Annotated in this window: 17 protein-coding genes; 7 read left to right on the top strand and 10 right to left on the bottom strand. The window is 73.9% G+C overall.

What is annotated here, in order from left to right:
• The first annotated feature begins 276 nt into the window (after nt 1-276).
• From ACFYXS_RS16965 to ACFYXS_RS16955, 3 genes are all read left to right on the top strand, one after another.
• On the top strand, nt 277-1,623 hold the full coding sequence (locus ACFYXS_RS16965; RefSeq protein ID WP_389248672.1) for a hypothetical protein: 1,347 nt from the start codon (nt 277-279) through the stop codon (nt 1,621-1,623).
• Nucleotides 1,620-2,720 carry an oxidoreductase gene (locus ACFYXS_RS16960; RefSeq protein ID WP_389248670.1) on the top strand — a complete coding sequence of 367 codons (1,101 nt, stop codon included), beginning with the start codon at nt 1,620-1,622 and terminating at the stop codon, nt 2,718-2,720. Before ACFYXS_RS16965 ends, ACFYXS_RS16960 begins: the two co-directional genes overlap by 4 nt.
• Nucleotides 2,721-2,793: 73 nt before the next feature.
• A complete protein-coding gene (locus tag ACFYXS_RS16955) occupies nt 2,794-3,177 on the top strand; it encodes an ankyrin repeat domain-containing protein (protein WP_389248668.1) in 384 nt (127 codons plus the stop codon).
• Between the two features lie 92 nt (nt 3,178-3,269).
• Here ACFYXS_RS16955 and ACFYXS_RS16950 read toward each other — a convergent pair whose 3' ends face one another.
• The 3 genes from ACFYXS_RS16950 to ACFYXS_RS16940 are packed head-to-tail and all read right to left on the bottom strand — an operon-like array spanning nt 3,270 to nt 5,863.
• Entirely contained in the window at nt 3,270-4,163 is an 894-nt protein-coding gene (locus tag ACFYXS_RS16950) for a hypothetical protein (protein ID WP_389248666.1), read from the bottom strand.
• The gene (locus ACFYXS_RS16945) at nt 4,163-5,446 is read right to left on the bottom strand and encodes a VWA domain-containing protein (protein WP_389248664.1); all 1,284 of its coding nucleotides are present in this window, start codon (nt 5,444-5,446) and stop codon (nt 4,163-4,165) included. Before ACFYXS_RS16945 ends, ACFYXS_RS16950 begins: the two co-directional genes overlap by 1 nt.
• A 9-nt stretch (nt 5,447-5,455) precedes the next feature.
• Nucleotides 5,456-5,863, bottom strand: a complete 408-nt coding sequence (locus ACFYXS_RS16940; protein ID WP_389248662.1) for an ATP-binding protein — start codon at nt 5,861-5,863, stop codon at nt 5,456-5,458.
• A gap of 134 nt (nt 5,864-5,997) precedes the next feature.
• Here ACFYXS_RS16940 and ACFYXS_RS16935 point away from each other — a divergent pair, with 134 nt between their 5' ends.
• Complete coding sequence (locus tag ACFYXS_RS16935; RefSeq protein ID WP_389248660.1) at nt 5,998-6,864, top strand: helix-turn-helix domain-containing protein; 867 nt, start codon at nt 5,998-6,000, stop codon at nt 6,862-6,864.
• A gap of 14 nt (nt 6,865-6,878) precedes the next feature.
• On the opposite strand, the gene ACFYXS_RS16930 is transcribed toward ACFYXS_RS16935, so the two are convergent.
• A complete protein-coding gene (locus ACFYXS_RS16930; protein ID WP_389248658.1) occupies nt 6,879-7,769 on the bottom strand; it encodes an ABC transporter permease in 891 nt (296 codons plus the stop codon).
• Nucleotides 7,769-8,758, bottom strand: coding sequence for an ATP-binding cassette domain-containing protein (locus ACFYXS_RS16925; protein WP_389248656.1), 990 nt, complete (start codon nt 8,756-8,758; stop codon nt 7,769-7,771). The genes ACFYXS_RS16930 and ACFYXS_RS16925 overlap by 1 nt, the downstream gene beginning before the upstream one ends.
• A 268-nt stretch (nt 8,759-9,026) precedes the next feature.
• On the opposite strand from ACFYXS_RS16925, the gene ACFYXS_RS16920 reads away from it, so the two are divergent.
• A complete protein-coding gene (locus tag ACFYXS_RS16920; RefSeq protein ID WP_389248654.1) occupies nt 9,027-10,001 on the top strand; it encodes a helix-turn-helix transcriptional regulator in 975 nt (324 codons plus the stop codon).
• Here the strand turns inward: ACFYXS_RS16920 and ACFYXS_RS16915 are convergent.
• Genes ACFYXS_RS16915 through ACFYXS_RS16905 form a run of 3 tightly spaced genes read right to left on the bottom strand, consistent with a single transcriptional unit; the run spans nt 9,971 to nt 12,718 of the window.
• Nucleotides 9,971-11,497: a fatty acyl-CoA synthetase gene (locus ACFYXS_RS16915; RefSeq protein WP_389248652.1), complete on the bottom strand. Its 1,527-nt coding sequence runs from the start codon at nt 11,495-11,497 to the stop codon at nt 9,971-9,973. The genes ACFYXS_RS16920 and ACFYXS_RS16915 overlap by 31 nt on opposite strands.
• 4 nt (nt 11,498-11,501) lie before the next feature.
• A complete protein-coding gene (locus ACFYXS_RS16910) occupies nt 11,502-12,395 on the bottom strand; it encodes an SRPBCC family protein (RefSeq protein WP_389248650.1) in 894 nt (297 codons plus the stop codon).
• Complete coding sequence (locus tag ACFYXS_RS16905; protein ID WP_389248648.1) at nt 12,392-12,718, bottom strand: ArsR/SmtB family transcription factor; 327 nt, start codon at nt 12,716-12,718, stop codon at nt 12,392-12,394. Before ACFYXS_RS16905 ends, ACFYXS_RS16910 begins: the two co-directional genes overlap by 4 nt.
• Before the next feature lie 155 nt (nt 12,719-12,873).
• On the opposite strand from ACFYXS_RS16905, the gene ACFYXS_RS16900 reads away from it, so the two are divergent.
• Together ACFYXS_RS16900 and ACFYXS_RS16895 are read left to right on the top strand one after the other, a co-directional pair.
• Nucleotides 12,874-13,287 (top strand): PaaI family thioesterase, encoded by a 414-nt coding sequence (locus tag ACFYXS_RS16900; protein ID WP_389248646.1) that lies wholly within the window; start codon nt 12,874-12,876, stop codon nt 13,285-13,287.
• Between the two features lie 185 nt (nt 13,288-13,472).
• A complete protein-coding gene (locus tag ACFYXS_RS16895) occupies nt 13,473-14,714 on the top strand; it encodes a phosphodiester glycosidase family protein (RefSeq protein ID WP_389248644.1) in 1,242 nt (413 codons plus the stop codon).
• 31 nt (nt 14,715-14,745) lie between these two features.
• Here the strand turns inward: ACFYXS_RS16895 and ACFYXS_RS16890 are convergent, their stop codons facing one another.
• On the bottom strand, nt 14,746-15,333 hold the full coding sequence (locus ACFYXS_RS16890) for a hypothetical protein (protein WP_389248642.1): 588 nt from the start codon (nt 15,331-15,333) through the stop codon (nt 14,746-14,748).
• The gene (htpX, locus tag ACFYXS_RS16885; RefSeq protein WP_389248640.1) at nt 15,333-16,235 is read right to left on the bottom strand and encodes a zinc metalloprotease HtpX; all 903 of its coding nucleotides are present in this window, start codon (nt 16,233-16,235) and stop codon (nt 15,333-15,335) included. Before htpX ends, ACFYXS_RS16890 begins: the two co-directional genes overlap by 1 nt.
• Between the last annotated feature and the right edge of the window lie 35 nt (nt 16,236-16,270).

Here is a 16,270-nt window from a genome sequence, read left to right as displayed (position 1 = left end):
GCCTCCACGGCGCGCACGTGACGTCCGGCCCGGGTCGGGACTTCCCCTTCGGCGTCCGGTGATCAGCTGATCACGCACAGCCAACCGGTACAGACAGGTCCGCTTCAAGAGCGGTCCCGTTGTCTCGATGTAGTCCTACGCGCCCCCGCCGACCGCCCCCGACCTCAGCCAACGGTGCATCAGGGCACGGAACGGACAGGTTCGGTGGGAACGGCTGCGCAAGGTGGCGTACGCCTGATATTCGAACGTACGAAGCGGGAACGAAGGAGTCATTCGGTGGCGGACGAGACCGCGCCCGCGCCGTCGCACCCCCTGGCGTACGTCAGGCGGAGCCATGGCTGGAGCTACCAGGACCTCGCCAGGGTCGTCGCGGAGAACGCGCGCGCCCTCGGCGTGCCCATGGCGGCACGGCGGGAGAAGGTCTGGCGCTGGGAGCACTGGGGCGTGGTCCCCGAACGGGACAGCCAGCGCGCCCTGGCACGGGCGCTCGGCGTGCCGCTGCGGGACGTGGACGCGCGGCCGTGGCCCGGCTGGCTGCCGGCACTGGCGGGTCTGCCCGAGGGACTGGGCTGGGACCGCGCGGGCGCCCTCGGCGCCCTGGAAGTGCTGCTCGACAGCGGCGGGCGCGACCCGCGGGGCTGCCCGGTCGTGGAGGGGCCGGAGTTCCGCGTCGCGATCGGGGAGTGGCAGCGGGCGGCGCTCGCGGACGCGGACGCCGTGCCCCGACCGATCGCGTCCGGCGACGACTTCGACGTGGAGACCACGGCCTGGCTGGAGTGGGGCCTGCACGGGCTGTGCCGGCTCGACGGCCGGCTCGGCGGCGGCGCCGTACGGCACCGCGTCGAGGCCGACCTGCGCATCGCCCTCGAACTCATCCGCCAGGGGCCGTTCGCGGCCGCCGACGACGTCCGGCTCCTGCGGACGGCCGCCGCTCTGGCCCGGCTGGGCGGCCGCGCCGCGGTCGACACCGGCCGGCACGGTGCCGCCCAGCGGTACTTCCTCACCGGGCTCCGGCTCGCGCACGCCGCCGGCGACGGGCCGCAGGCAGCCCGGCTGTGGGCCGAACTGAGCCTGCAGGCGGTGCTCGACGGACGCCATACCGACGCACTCGCGGGCGTGGCGGCCGCCGAGCACACCCTCCCCGCCCTTCCGCCCGCGGTCCGCGCGACGCTCGCCATGTGCCGCGCCCGCGCGCACGCGGGGCTGGGCGCGGAAGCGGCCGCCCGCCGGGCGCTGGAGGAGGCCGCCGGCCTCCTGGACCCGGCCCGGGACGACGCCGAGGCCGAACTCCTCGCCCACAGCGGCCTCGTGCTGCTCGACCTCGGCCATCCCGGCGAGGCCGCCCGCACCCTGGACAAGGCGCTGCCCCTGCTGCCCCCGTCCCACCGCCGCGACCTCGCCCTGCACACCGCGCACGCCGCCCTCGCGCGTGCCCTGTCCGGCGACCTCGACGGCGCCCGCCCCCTCGCCGCCCGCGCCGCCCGCCTGGCCCGCACCTGCCTCTCCCCCCGCGCCACCGAGACCGCCGCACGCGCCCTGGCCGCGACGGCGGCCCCCGGACAGCCGGCCGTGGAAGGCGGTCTGGACCCCGGGGACGGTGTGGACTACGGTCCCGCGCCATGAAGCGGACGGGAACGACGAGGCGGGTGCTGGCGGCTCTGGTGTGCGGGGCGGCGGTGGCGGCGGTCACTGCCGTGCCGGCGCGGGCGACGGCGGGGCCGGGCCCGCGCTGGGAGGTCAAAAAGACCGGGAGTACGGCCCGCTTCCGCGGGCTGGCGGCGGTGAGCCGGAGCACGGCGTGGGCCGCGGGCTCGGCCGGTACGGTGCTGCGGACCGTCGACGGCGGACGCCACTGGGCGGATGTGTCCCCACCGGGCGCGCAGGACCTGGAGTTCCGGGACGTCGAGGCGTTCGACGCGCGCCGGGCGGTCGTCCTGGCCATCGGCGAGGGCGAGGCGTCCCGCGTGCTGCGCACCGAGGACGGCGGCCGGACCTGGTCGGAGGCCTTCCGCAACACCGATCCTCGGGCCTTCTACGACTGCGTCACCTTCTTCGACACCCGGCACGGACTCGCGGTCAGCGACCCGGTCGACGGCCGGTACCGCCTCCTGTCCACCGCGGACGGCGGCCGCAGTTGGCGTGTGCTGCCCTCCGCGGGCATGCCACCCGCGCTCGCGGGCGAGGCGTCGTTCGCGGCGAGCGGCCAGTGCCTGGTGAGCCGGGGCCCGCACGATGTGTGGCTGGCGACCGGCGGGGCCTCGGCCGCGCGCGTCCTGCATTCCCGCGACCGGGGACTGACCTGGACGGTCGCCGCGTCCACGCTGCCAGCGGGCGATCCGGCCAAGGGCGTCTTCGCGCTGGCCTTCCGCGACGCGCGGCACGGTCTCGCGGTCGGCGGGGACTACCGCGCGGAGCAGGCGTCCCCCGAAGCCTCCGCGGTGACGGGCGACGGCGGGGCGTCCTGGACGCGGTCCGAACGGCCGCCCACCGCCTACCGGTCGGGCGTGGCGTGGCTGCTGCCGCGGGTGTCGCGCGCCGCGGTCGCCGTCGGGCCGACGGGCAGCGATCTGAGCCTGGACGGCGGCAGGACGTGGCGCACGTTCGACGACGGGTCCTTCGACACCGTCGACTGCGCGGCGGACCTGGGGTGCTGGGCCGCGGGCGAGAAGGGCCGTGTGGCGCGCCTGGGGATCGGCTCCACCGGCGCGGGCGGCTCGTGATCCGCGTCCGCGCAGCGCGTCCGTGAACCGCGGACGCCGCAAGTAGCTGAGCCGTGGCCTGGTCGCGGCGGCGATGCTGAACGACGCCGGAAGCGCGCGCCGGCTGCTGCGGCGCGGCGCCTCGCCGGAACTCCCCGACGCGGACGGTACGACGCCCCTGTACGCCGCCTCCGTCCAGGGCGCGACGGACGTCGCGGCGCTGCTGCCGGCCGCGGGGGCGCTGCCCGACACCGAGAGCGGCCACGGTGACGAGGGCACGCCGCTGTGCGCCGCCGCCTGCTGGGGCCACACCGAAACGGTGCGCCTGCTCCTCGCCCACGGCGCCGACCCCGCCCTGCGCGAGGACCACGGCACGGGACACGCGCCGCTCGACTGGGCGGCGCGGGGCCCGCACCCGGGGACCGCGCTGCTGCTGACCGCGGCGCTCTCCCGCCGTCCGGCGACGCGTCCGCGGTGAGCATGCGGAACGCGCCGGTTCGGGACCCGCTTCACAGGGGTCCCGAACCGGCGCGTCGTGGGTGTTGCCAGTGCTGCTCCCGGTGTTGTCGGCTACGCGACCTGGCGACGCCCTCGTCCGCGGGTGAGGTTGTACCCGGCCACGCCCGCGAGCGCGCCCAGCACGCCGCCGCCGGCGGTCCAGAGCCAGCGGTCGGACCACCAGCCGCCGCCCCAGCCGCCGTCGGGCTCGGTGAGTCCGGCCGCGACGGGTGAGGCGCTGGGGTCGGCCTCCTCCGCGCTCGCGTCGCTCTCCTCGGTCACGGCCGGTGAGGGCTGCGCGTTGGGGTCGAGCGTGGCGCCGGCCTTGGCCACCGGGGTGAGCGGGGCGGCCAGTTCGCCGTCCACGGCCTGCGAGCCGCCCGCGTCCTTGGAGGCGGTGCCGACCTGGACCTCCACCGGCAGGCCGAGGTCCTGGTCGGCGAGGCGGACCACGGTCAGCCGGATGTAGTAGGCGCCCGGCAGCGGGTCGTTGGCCCAAGGCTCCGACCACGCGCGGACGGTGCGCAGCCGGCAGCTGAGCTCCACCGTGGTGGCGTCCGCGGCCGCGTTGACCGTCGGCTTGCCCGCGGTGCACGCCTGGTGGCGGCGGAGCCCGTCGTAGAGGTCCAGCTGCCAGGTCTGCGCGCCGTGCCGGGTCGCGGCCTCGGGGAGCTGCACGGTCGCGGAGACCGTCAGGATCTGCCCGGCCTTGGCGGGGGTGACCCAGTACAGGTAGTCGCCGGTCGAGGCGCCGGCAGGGGTGGAGGTCACGCCCTGCCCGATGTGCCCGGCGGTACGGAAGCCCGTTCCCGGCGCGGCGGCGGTCTCCGCCGTCCCCGACGACTCGGACGAGCCCGGGCTGGGAGTGGCGTCGTCGGCAACGGCCGTTCCCGCTCCGGTCGCCAGCAGCGCCCCACCGAGCAGGAGTCCGGCCGCGGCCGTGCGGATCGTACGCGTGCTACGCATCAGTTGGTCCTCCAGACGGCGACGCGCCAGCGCGAGATCCAGCCCCACAGGATGCCGGCGACCAGGCCGGTGACGGCGAGGAGGCCCAGCAGCCACCAGCCGCGGCCGAGGCCGTAGGAGGCGACGTCGGAGGGCTGGTCGGGCGAGGACACCAGGTCGATGCTCAGCTCCACGGGCAGGCCCGGGGTGCGCTTGACGGCGTCGGGTGCGGAGAAGGAGTTGCTGACCTCCAGGCAGACGGTGCGCGCCGTGGCGGCGTCCGCGTCGTCGCGCTCGGGGTACGCATAGCGCAGACCCGCGGAGATGACGTCGGTGCGGCCGCTGCCGGCGTCGGTGCCGCGGACGAGTTCGCGGCCGCCGGGGGTGACGGCCCGGACGAGCACGCCGTAGTCGCGGTTGACGGCGCGGTCGGCGCCGACGCTGACGGACGTGCGCAGTTCCTGGCCGTCGGTGACGCTCACCCGGTACCAGCGGTGCTCCGCGAACTCCTCGCGGTCGGTGTAGATGCCGGCACCGAGCAGCGGGGCGTCGGTGCAGGAGCCCGCGCCCTCGGTGGCGGTGGGGGTGACGACGACGTTGTTGTCCGCGGCGCGGTCGACGAGCTGCTTGATGCGGTCGGTGAGCTGGTCCGCGTGGTCGACGGCGGTGTAGGTGCCGCCGGTGGCCTCGGCGATGCAGCTCAGCTGTTCACGGATCTTGGTGGTGGGGACCAGGCCGAGGGTGTCGACCACCAGGTGGGTCCCGTCGGCGGCGAGTTGCCGCGCCACCTCGCAGGGGTCGAGGGGCTGGCAGGTGTCCTCGCCGTCGGTGATGAGGACGATCCGGCGGGTGGCGTTGCCGCCCGCGAGGTCCTTGCCCGCGGCCTGCAGGGCGGGGCCGATCGGGGTCCAGCCGGTGGGGGCGAGGGTGGCGACCGCGGTCTTGGCCTCCGTACGGTCGACGGAGCCGACCGGGTACAGGGCGGCGGTGTCCGTGCAGCCGACCTTCTTGTCCTTGCCGGGGTAGTTGGCCCCCAGAGTGCGGATGCCGAGCTGCACCTCCTCCGGGACCGCGTCGATGACCTCGTTGAAGGCCTGCTTGGCGGCCGACATGCGGGATCTGCCGTCGATGTCGTTGGCGCGCATGGAACCGCTCACATCGAGGACGAGCTCGACCTTGGGGGCCTCGCGCGGCGTCTCCGGCCCGTCGTCCGCGGCGGCCGGTGCCGCTGCGGGGAAGAGCACGGTGGCCAGCGTGGCCGCGAGACCGCACAGTCCCGCCGCCAGCCGTTTGCGTATGATCATTGGCGGATCCTATGGAAGATCCGTCGTGGCCCCCAACTCGGCCCAGACCACACGCGTCGTGCCGTCCTGGCCGGTCACCACACCCCAGGCCCGGGACAGGGCGCCGACCAGCAGCAGGCCGCGTCCGCACTCCTCGCCGACGTCAGCGACCCGTACCTGAGGAACCGTCAGGCCGATGCCCTGGTCCGCCACCTCCACGCGCACGACGCCGCGTTCGACACGCACGGCGCAGGCCACCTTCTCGCCGCCGGAATGACGCACAGCGTTGGTGAAGAGTTCGGACACCACCAGGCTCACATCGTCACAGATCTCCTCGGCGATCCCCCAGTCGCGCAGCCGCGCCCTGACGCGCCGTCGCGCCTCGGCGACCGCGGCGCCTTGCGCGGCCAAGAGGAACGCGTCATGGGAGGATGCCACTCCGCTACTATGCGCGCCTGCCCGAATGCATGGCAAGGTGCAATCTGCAATGTGCAAAGCGGTGCCGACATGCTTTGCAACGTGCTGACGCCATGCCAAACTTCCCGTGGATCAGTGGGGTTGGAGGATTTCTCGTGAGCGAAGCGCGATCGTCGAGTGCACCCACTGTGCTGCGTGTCGTACTCGGCAAGCGCCTCCAGGACCTCCGGGAGAAGGCCGGCGTCTCCTACGAGGACGCCGCCCGCGCCCTCGACGTCACCCACGCCACGATCCGCCGCATCGAGAAGGCCGAAGTCGGTCTGCGCATCCCGTACGTCGAGAAGCTGCTCCAGACCTACGGCGTCACCGACCCGCCCGAGATCGAGAACTTCCTGGACCTGGCGCGGGAGGCCAACCGGCCCGGCTGGTGGCACCGCTTCCGCGACGTGCTGCCCGAGTGGTTCAGCGCCTTCGTCAGCCTGGAGGGCGAGGCCGAACTCATCCGCGCCTACGAACCGCACTACGTGCCCGGCCTGCTGCAGACCCCGCAGTACGCGGAGGCGGTGCTGCGGGCCGGACGTCCGCACGCCTCCCAGGAGGACATCGAGCGCGGCGTGGCGCTGCGGATGGAGCGGCAGGCGCTGCTGGTCCGGGAGCGGCCGCCGCTGCTGTGGGTCGTCATCGACGAGACCGTGCTGCGCCGCCCCATCGGCGGCGCCGAGGTGATGCGCGGCCAGGTCGACCGGCTGATCGAGGCCTGCGGCATGCCCCAGGTCCGGCTCCAGGTCATGCCGTTCGCCTCGGGCCCGCACCCGGCGATGTACGGGCCCTTCCACATCTTCCGCTTCCCGCTGCCCGAACTGCCGGACATCGCGTACGTGGAGAGCCTGATCGGCGCCGTCTACCTCGACGACCGCGAGGACGTCTCCCAGTTCCGCGAGGCACTGGACCGCATGAGCGCCCAGGCCCTGCCCGCCGAGCCCACCCGCGACTTCCTCCAGGACGTCCGCGACCGGCTCTGAGCGCCCCGCGGGCCTCAGTCCGCCTGCCGGAACTCCCAGCTCGCCACGGCCAGCATGACCACCCCGCAGACCGCCACGATCAGCACCTCCATCCAGACCGGCACGTGGTAGCTCCCCCAGGTCACGCCGGGCGCGTACGCCGCGCGGGCCCGGGCGCTGATGTCCAGGTGGGCGAAGACCGCGCGCCGGATCGGGTCCACGGCGTACGTCAGCGGGTTCACCCGGGTGACGAAGGCCAGCCAGCCCGGCAGACCGGACAGCGGGAACATCGCGCCGGAGGTGAAGAACAGCGGCATCAGCAGCATCTGCGTCAGCCCCATGAAGGCCTGGAAGGTGGTGATGCGGGCCGCCATCATCACACCGAAGCAGGTCAGCGTGAAGGCGAGCAGCGCCATCTCGCCGAGCAGCGTGAGCAGCAGCAGCGGGTCGTAGGGCACCCCCACCAGTCCCGCCAGCGCCAGCACAATCACGCCCTGCGCGGTGGCCGTCGTCGCGCCGCCGAGGCACTTGCCGATCACCAGCGCGGTCCGGCTCACCGGGGCCACCAGCATCTCGCGCAGGAAGCCGAACTCGCGGTCCCAGACGATGGATCCCGCCGAGAAGACCGCGGTGAACAGCACCGACATGGCGAGCGCGCCCGGGTAGACGAAGGTCTTGAAGTCCACGCCCGGCACGCCCCGGGTGAGCGAGCCCAGGCCGGTGCCGAGGACGAAGACGAACAGCAGCGGCTGGATCAGCGCCGTGAAGATGCGCAGCCGGTCGTTGGAGAAGCGCAGCAACTCGCGGTGCCACACCACGCGCACGGCGCGCAGCCCGGCGGCGAACCCGCCGCGCGGAACGGCGACGGCCGCCACGGCGGTGGGAGCGGCGGGCGCGGGCGCCGGGGTACCCGGTCGTGCGGTCATCACCGTCGCCTCCCTCGCGCCGCCATGGCCCGCATCCGGTCGGCGCCGGCGCCGCGGGTGCCGGCCTCCGCGTCGCGGATGGTCTTGCCGGTGTACGCCATGAAGACGTCGTCCAGGCTGGGCCGGGACACGCTCACGGAACGGATTGGCACTCCGAGCCCGTCGAACAGCTTGGGCACGAACTCCTCGCCCGCGGGCACGCTGAAGGTCAGCTGCCCCTCGCTGACGGTGCCCTCCAGGCCGAAGCGGTCGCGCAGCGCGGTGAGCGCCGCCCCGTTGTCGTCCGCGGTGAAGCGGACGCGGTCCTCGCCCACGGCGGCCTTCAGCGCGGCTGGTGTGTCGATGGCGACGACGGTGCCGTGGTCGATGATCGCGATCCGGTCGCAGTACTCGGCCTCGTCCATGTAGTGCGTGGTCATGAAGATCGTGATGTCCTCGGTGCGTTTCAGCTCGCCTATGTAGGCCCATATGGAGCTGCGCGTCTGCGGGTCGAGTCCGACGGTCGGCTCGTCCAGGAAGAGCACGCGGGGCGAGTGCAGCAGCCCCCGCGCGATCTCCAGACGCCGTTTCATGCCGCCGGAGAAGGTCATGACCTTGCCCCGGCGGCGTTCGGTCAGGTTCACCATGTCCAGCACCCGGTCCATGCGCGGACCGAGCGCGGAGCGCGGCACGCCGTAGAGCTCGGCGTGGAAGCGGAGGTTCTGCTCGGCGCTGAGGTAACCGTCCAAGGTGGTGTCCTGGAAGACCAGCCCGATGCTGCGCCGCACCTCCGCCCGCTCGCGCACGACGTCGTGACCGGCGACGCGGGCCGATCCGTCGGTGGGGGTGACCAGGGTGCACAGCATCCCGATCGTGGTGGACTTGCCGGCGCCGTTGGGGCCGAGGAATCCGAAGGTCTCGCCGCGGGCGACCGTGAAGTCGATGCCCCGGACCGCCTGGATCCCGTCGTAGTCCTTCCGCAGCCCCCGGACCTCGATCGCTTCCGTCATCCGGCACCTCCACAGGCTCGGACCGCCTGCCGCGGGCCGGGCTCGTGTCCCGGCCGGGCGGCACGTCGAGCGTACGTCGCACGGGCGTCGGCCACGGCGCGGAGCGGGCCGAACGGGCCGGAGGGGTCCGGCCCGCCGCCCCGGTCCACGGGGGTGCGGGTGTCGTGGTCGGTGTCCATGGGGCTCCCGTCCGTCGGGTCGGTGGTGGGAGCACCCTCACGCGGATACATGACATCCCGCGTCATGTATCCGCGTGACACTGGCAGGTATGAAGTCCGAGCGCCTGCTGTCCATCCTCCTGCTGCTGCAGACCCGGGGCCGGGTGACCGCCGGGGAGCTGGCCGAGCGGCTGGAGGTGTCCGTCCGCACGATCCACCGCGACGTGGAGGCGCTGTCCGGCGCCGGGGTGCCGGTCTGGGCGGAGCGCGGCCGGCACGGCGGGATCGCGCTGCTGCCGGGCTACCGGACGGACGTGACCGGTCTGACCCTGGACGAGGCACGCGCGCTGTTCGTGCTGGCCGGCCGCGGCGCGCACGGTGACCTGGGCCTGGCGGGAGCACTGGGCTCGGCGCTGCGCAAGGTGATGGCCGCCCTCCCCGCGCCGCACCGCCCGGCGGCCGCGCTGGTCAGCGAACGCGTCGTGGTGGACCGTACGGGCTGGATGCGCGCCCCCTCGGTGGGCGAGCACCTCGGTGCGCTGCAGCGGGCCGTCTTCACCGACCGGCGGCTGCGGCTGCGCTACCGGCGCAGCGGCGAGACCGCCGTCCGCAGCTGCACCGTCGACCCGTACGGCCTCGTCGACAAGGCCGGTACCTGGTACCTGGTGGCGGACCACCGCGGGAAGCCGCGGCTGTTCCGGGTCGAGCGCGTGGCGTCCGCCGTGGTGCTGGAGGCGGAGGCCGTGCGCCGGCCGGGAGCCGATCTGGCGGGCGAGTGGGAGCGGTTGCGCCGCCGGATCGAGGAACGGCTGGACGGGCTGCGGGTGGTGGCCCGGGTGCGCCGGGACACCCTCGACACGTTCGTGCGGATGAACGCCGCCCATCTCGTCGGGCCCCCGCCGCCCGGCGACGGCCCCTGGGCGGAGGTCCACCTGGAGTACCGGACGCCGGGCGCGGCCCGCCCCCTGCTGGCCTTCGGGACGACGGCGGAGGTGCTGTCGCCGCCGGAGGTCCGCGAGGAGCTGGCCCGCGCCGCCGCGGAGGCGGCGGCGCTCTACGCCTCCCCGGCCGGTTCGGCCGCGTAGCGGTCGCGCAGCTCCCGCTTGAGGATCTTGCCGCTGGCGTTGCGCGGCAGCCCGTCCACCAGCACCACGCGCTTGGGGGTCTTGAAGCCCGCCAGCCGTTCCCGGGCGAAGGCGATCAGCTCGTGCTCGGTGACGACCACCTGCTCGCGGACGACGACGACGGCGGTGATCGCCTCGATCCACCGCTCGTCGGGCAGGCCGACGACCGCGACCTCGGCGACCGCGGGGTGCCCGTACAGGGCGTCCTCCACCTGCCGCGACGCCACCAGCACACCCCCGGAGTTGATGACGTCCTTCACCCGGTCGACGACGGTGAAGAAGCCCTGCGCGTCCCGCACCGCCAGGTCGCCCGAGTGGAACCAGCCGTCACGGAAGGCGTCCGCGGTCTCCTCGGGTTTGTCCCAGTAGCCGTCGCACAACTGCGGCGAGCGGTATACGACCTCGCCGGGGGTGCCGTCGGGGACGTCCTTGCCGGAGTCGTCGACGACCTTCGCCTCCACGAACAGCACCGGCCGGCCGCAGGAGTCCATGCGGCCCTCGTGCTCGTCCGGTCCGAGCACGGTGGCGAGGGGCCCGATCTCGCTCTGCCCGAAGCAGTTGTAGAAGGCGAGTTCCGGCAGCCGTCCGCGCAGCCGCTCCAGCACCGGGACGGGCATGATCGACGCTCCGTAGTACGCCTTGCGCAGCGCCCGCAGGTCGCGGGTGGCGAACTGCGGGTGGTTGGCGAGCGCGATCCACACCGTCGGCGGCGCGAAGAGGCTGTCGGCGCGGCCGGCCTCGACCGCGTCGAAGACCGTGACGGGGTCGGGAGCCGCGACGATGGTGTTCTCCGCGCCGACCGCCAGGTAGGGCATCAGGAAGACGTGCAGCTGCGCCGAGTGGTACAGGGGCAGCGAGTGCAGCGGCCGGTCGGTCTCCTTGAGGTCCAGCGCGACGATGGCGCTGACGTATTCGTGCACCAGGGCGCGGTGCGTCATCATCGCGCCCTTGGGGAGGGCCGTGGTGCCCGAGGTGTAGAGCAGTTGGGCCAGCTCCTCACTGCCGATCGGCGTCAGGTCGTCGGCCGGAGCGGCGGTCGCCAGCCGGGCGAGCAGGCTCTCCCCGGTGTCGCGCAGCGCGAGGGTGCGCAATCCCGCCGGCAGCCGCCCGGCGAGCGCCGGGTCGGTGAGGACGAGGGCGCTGCCGGACTGCTCGACGAGGTAGCGCAGGTCCTCGCCCTCCAGGTGGTGGTTGACGGGGACGTGCACCAGCCCGGCCCGCGCACAGCCGAGGAAACCGATCAGGTAGGCGTCCGAGTTGTGGCCGTAGGCGGCGACACGGTCGCCCGGCCGCAGTCCCTCGGCCAGGAGCACGGCCGCGGCCGCGGAGACCGCGTCGTCCAGTTCGCGGTACGTCCAGGCCCGGTCGGCGAAGCGCACCGCCGTCCGCTCCGGTACGCGGCGCGCGCTGCGCCGCAGGACTCCGTCGACCGTGTTGCCGTGCGTCGTCGCCACCATGGCGTCAGCGTGGCATCTCCGCCAGCCTCCTGGCGAGATCCTCGACATGGTCGTGCCAGGCGTCGAGAGCGGCCGAGCGCCGACCGGCGAACTCCGCGGAGCCGGTCTGGGTGAGGATCAGCCGGGCTCCGTGGCCGGTGCCCTCGGTCAGCTCCCAGCGCACCGTGCCCCCGTGCCGGCCGTCCTGGTCCCAGGCGTAGGCCAGCAGGAGCGGCGCCCGCACCTCGGACACCGGGCCGTGGCCGAACTCCCCGGCCGCGAAGCCGCTGGGCACGGTGCCGCCGACCTCGGGCGCGACGACCTTGCCGAGCAGGGTGCGCCAGACGGTCGCGGCGGGCTGGGTGAGCTGCCGTTCGAAGCGCACCTGCCAGCCGGAGGGTGCGTAGGGCGCGCCGGCTTCAACGGTGCCCTGGTCCAGCCCGAACACTGCGACGAAGCGCTCGTGCTTGGCGTTGATGTCCCCGGGCGGGGGCGCGGGGCGGCCGTCCAGGGCGGGGTCGATGCCCGCGATGCAGGTGTCCCAGCCCGAGGCGAAGCTCGCCGCGCCGGGACGATCGGCGAAGGTGTGGGTGAGGGTGAGCACGGACCCGGAGGCCGCGGGCTCCACCTCCCAGCGCAGCAGGTCGCCGCCCCAGGTGTAGGCGAGCACCCGGGGCGGGTCGACCTCGGTGACCTCGCCGTCGAGATCGGGCATCTCGCCGTGCCGGAAGGCGAAGCGCACCTTGCCGCCGGGCCGCAGCTCCATCTCGACGTCGGAGGGGAACCAGTGCGCCAGATGGCCGGGTTCGGTCAGGGCCCGCCAGACCTTCTCCGGCGGGTGGGCGAGCCGGCGCTCCATCCGCAGGGCGGTCCGGCCGTCCGCCGTGGTGGTCAGGGTCTCGGCGGTCTCGCTGGTCATCGGGGTTCCTCCGTCTCGTCGGGCATCGCGTCCAAGTGCCGCTCCAGCGCGTCGAGTCCGTCGCCCCACAGCCTGCGGTAGGGGGTGAGCCAGGCGTCGACCTCGCGCAGCGGCTCGGGACGCAGCTCGTACCACCTGCGCTGGGCCTCGGCGCGCACCCGCACCAGGCCGGCCTCGCGCAGCACTCTCAGGTGCTTGGAGGTTCCGGGCTGGCTCAGCCCCAGCTGCTCGGTGAGTTCGCCGACCAGCCGGGGACGCTCCAGCAGCAGGTCCAGGATCCGCCGCCGGGTCGGTTCCGCGAGCACGTCGAAGGGAATGGGCACCCTTCGAACATACTCCTCCGGCTATATACGTGCAACGGCATGTATGCGGGAGGGTGCAAACCTCCGCCTGGATGCACACGGGCGAGCCCGCAGGGCGCGGAAGGCGACCGTACGCGCTCTGGTGGTGACGTGCGGTGAACGGGAGAATGTCGCGCGTGACGATCACCACCGCAGAGGCGGACAAGGTACTGGCCGACAACTTCGCCCCCTGGGTGCGGGATCTGGGTCTGACGGTCGAGGAGACCGGTGAACGCCACGCGATCCTGCGGCTGCCGTGGTCGGACCGGCTGGCCCGCGAGGGCGGCGGCTTGTCCGGCCAGGCGCTGATGGCCGCCGCCGACACCGCGACCGTGATCGCCGTGTCCGCCGCGCGGGGCGGCTTCGGCCCCATGACGACGGTCCAGCAGTCGACGACCTTCCAGCGCGCCGTGATGGGCGCCGACGTCCTCGTCACCGCCCGCGTCACCAAACTGGGCCGGCGACTGGGCTTCATCGACGTCGAGATGACCCCGGTGGGCGCGGCGGAGTCCGCGGCCCACGCGACCACGGTGTACGCCTTCCCCGGCTGAGCCGAGCCAGGAGCTACGAGCCGTCGCGGGCGGGGGGGAGTGACGGGGCGGTTCTTCACCCGTCCTCCCCGTGCGGAACCGCGATCCGGCCCTCGTGCGGCGTGGTGCACCGGCACCGTGCCGCCCGCGGGAAACGATTGACCTCCCATCAGACATCAGATGAACGGCGTCAAGCTGGGGTGACGATGAGCCGACGTTGGGGCCGGGTACGCCCGGCGATCACCGTGGTCCTGGCGCTGGGCACGCTCCTGGCGGGCGCCGGCGGCGCGGTCGCGGCAACCGGCAAGGGCGTGCGCTACGCACCACGTACGACGCTCGCACCGGGCGTGGACTACCGGAGGTTCGACTACGGCGGGTCCCACGGCACCGCCCACGGACACCTGCTGACGGTGGATCTGCGCCGCCGGGACGTGTCCGTGGACCTGCTGTACCCGGGGACCGTCGCGGGGCGCGGCACGGTGTCCCGGATGGCCGACGCCGCGCACGCCGTGGCCGGGATCAACGCGGACTTCTTCCACATGAGCGAGACCCAGCACCCGGGGATCCCGGCGACGGGCGCCCCCGTCGGCCCCGCGATCGCGCACGGCCGGCAGCTGAAGTCCGCGGTCCCGTCGAGTCAGCGCTTCGGCCCCTCGCTGCCGCCCGGCACCTCGACCGAGAACGTCCTCGGCATCGGCTTCGACCGCAAGGCCCGCCTCGACCGGCTCCGCCTGGTCGGCACGGTGCGCTCCGGCCGGAGCACGCTCGCGCTGCGCGGCTTCAACCAGTACGCGCTGCCGCAGAACAGCGTGGGCGCGTACACCGCCGACTGGGGCACCGCCTCCCGGCGCCGGGCGGTCTGCGGCAGCGACGTCCGCCGGGCCGACCCGTGCGGCAGGAACGCCTACGAAGTCACGGTCAGGAACGGCCGGGTCGTCAAGACGGGCACCACCCCGGGCCGCGGCGCGATCCCGCCGGGGACGGTCGTCCTGCTCGGCCGCGAGGACGGGGCGCGCGCCCTGCGCACGCTCGTGCCGGGCCGGCCCGTGGTCGTGCGGAGCCGGCTGCTGCCCGTCTCCCACCAGGGCGGCCTCCGCTTCGCCGTCGGGGGCTACCCCATCCTGCGCGACCGCACCCCGCTCGCGGGCCTGGAGAACGGCACGGCGGCGACCCGCACCGCCGCGGGCTTCGGCAACGGCGGGCAGACCCTCTACCTGATGGCACTGGACGGCAACGCCGAGAGCGGCGCGGGGCTGACGGTCCGGGAACTGGCCGGCCTGATGTACGCGCTGGGCACCGACTCGGCCGTCAACCTCGACGGCGGCGGCTCGTCCACCCTCGTCACCCGCTCCCCCGGCGCCTCCCGCGTCACCGTGCGCAACCACCCCACCGGCGGGGTCCAACGCGCGGTCGCCAACGGCATCGGCGTGTTCACGACCCGCCGCTGACCCACCCCCGGCAGCAGGCTCCTCCGGGCCCTCAGTCCCCCATGCCGGGGGCGCCCCACAGGGGGAACCAGCGGCTGAGGTCCTCCTCGACGCGGAGGTCGTTCTTGAGCAGACCGGCGATCTGCAACTCCAGGGCGTTGTCACGTTTCTGCTCGCCGGGGCGGACGCACAGCGGGTAGAAGGTGCCGCGTTTGTAGAGGTAGACCAGTGCCAGCGGGCGGCCGGAGTCGTCGCGGAAGCCGGCCAGCGAGCAGAGGAGCTGCGGACCGAAGCCGTGGCTCTCCAGGGCCGAATTGACCGCGTGCAGGTCACCCACCAGCGTCGGCATGTCGTCCGCGGGGTGGCGTGCCACGAGCCAGGTGTAGCCGTACGCGTCCCGAGTGGACTCGACGGGGACACCGCCCTGTCCGGTGTCGAGGTCGAGCAGGGCGCGGACGTCCTGCTGGACCTCGGCGAAGGCGCCGCCCTCGACGGCGGCGAAGCACACCGAGCCGACCCCGGTCGGCCGGAATCCGGCCCCGGCCTCCAGGGTCACGGCGGCCGACGGCAGCCCGAAGAGCTGGTCGAGGTCGGGCCTGACGGGCTTGCTGCGGCCGAGGAGCGCGTCGAACAGCCCCATCAGCGCCGCCCGAGTTCGGCGGAAAGCCGGCCGAGCTGCGCCAGCCGCTGTTCCAGGGTGGGGTGCGTGGACAGCAGCTGCGCCAAGCTCTGGCCGCCGGCGAAGGCGGGCGCGAAGTAGAAGGCGTTGAACGGCTGCGCCTTGCGCAGATCCTCCGTCGGGATGCGCGCCATCTGGCCGGTGACCTTGGTGAGCGCGGACGCGAGCGAGGAGGGACGGCCGGTGAGCATCGCGGCGGAGCGGTCGGCGGACAGCTCGCGGTAGCGCGACAGCATCCGGGTGAGCAGGAAACTCACCGCGTACACAATGGCGCTGACCAGCGGTATCAGGATGACGATGAGGGTCGTGCCGGGGTCGCGGCTGTTGCGTCCGAGGCCGCCCCACAGCCCCACCCGGGTGATCATGCCGGCGAGCACGCCCAGGAACGACGCGATGGTCATCACCGCGACGTCGCGGTGGGCCACATGGGAGAGCTCGTGGGCGAGGACGCCCTCCAGCTCGTCGGGCTCCAGCCGGCGCAGCAGGCCGGTGGTGGCGCACACCAGGGCGGCCTTCTCGTTCCGGCCGGTGGCGAAGGCGTTGGGCACGTCGCTGTCGGCGATGGCGACCCGCGGCTTGGGCATGTCCGCCAGGGCGCAGATGCGGTCCACGACACCGTGCAGCTCGGGTGCCTGCTCGGGGGTGACCTCGCGGGCGCCCATGCTGTAGGCGGCGATCCGGTCGCTGAACCAGAACTGGGCGATGAACAGACCGCCGGCCACGATCAGGATCAGCGGCCAGGCGCCGCGCAGCAGGGCCAGGAGCGCGCCGACGAAGACGACGTACAGCAGCCCGATCATGAACATGGTGACCACCATGCGGGTGGTCAGCCCCTTGTCGGGGGCGAATCGGGTCCTGTCCATGGCCCCTCCCGTGTCCTCGGGCCGCCGGCCGCGGC

Source organism: Streptomyces sp. NPDC002574 (assembly GCF_042889545.1).
In the GTDB taxonomy this organism is placed as follows: Bacteria; Actinomycetota; Actinomycetes; order Streptomycetales; family Streptomycetaceae; genus Actinacidiphila.
Note: the sequence above shows the minus strand (reverse complement) of the source record. Positions and strands in the feature narration are given on the sequence as shown.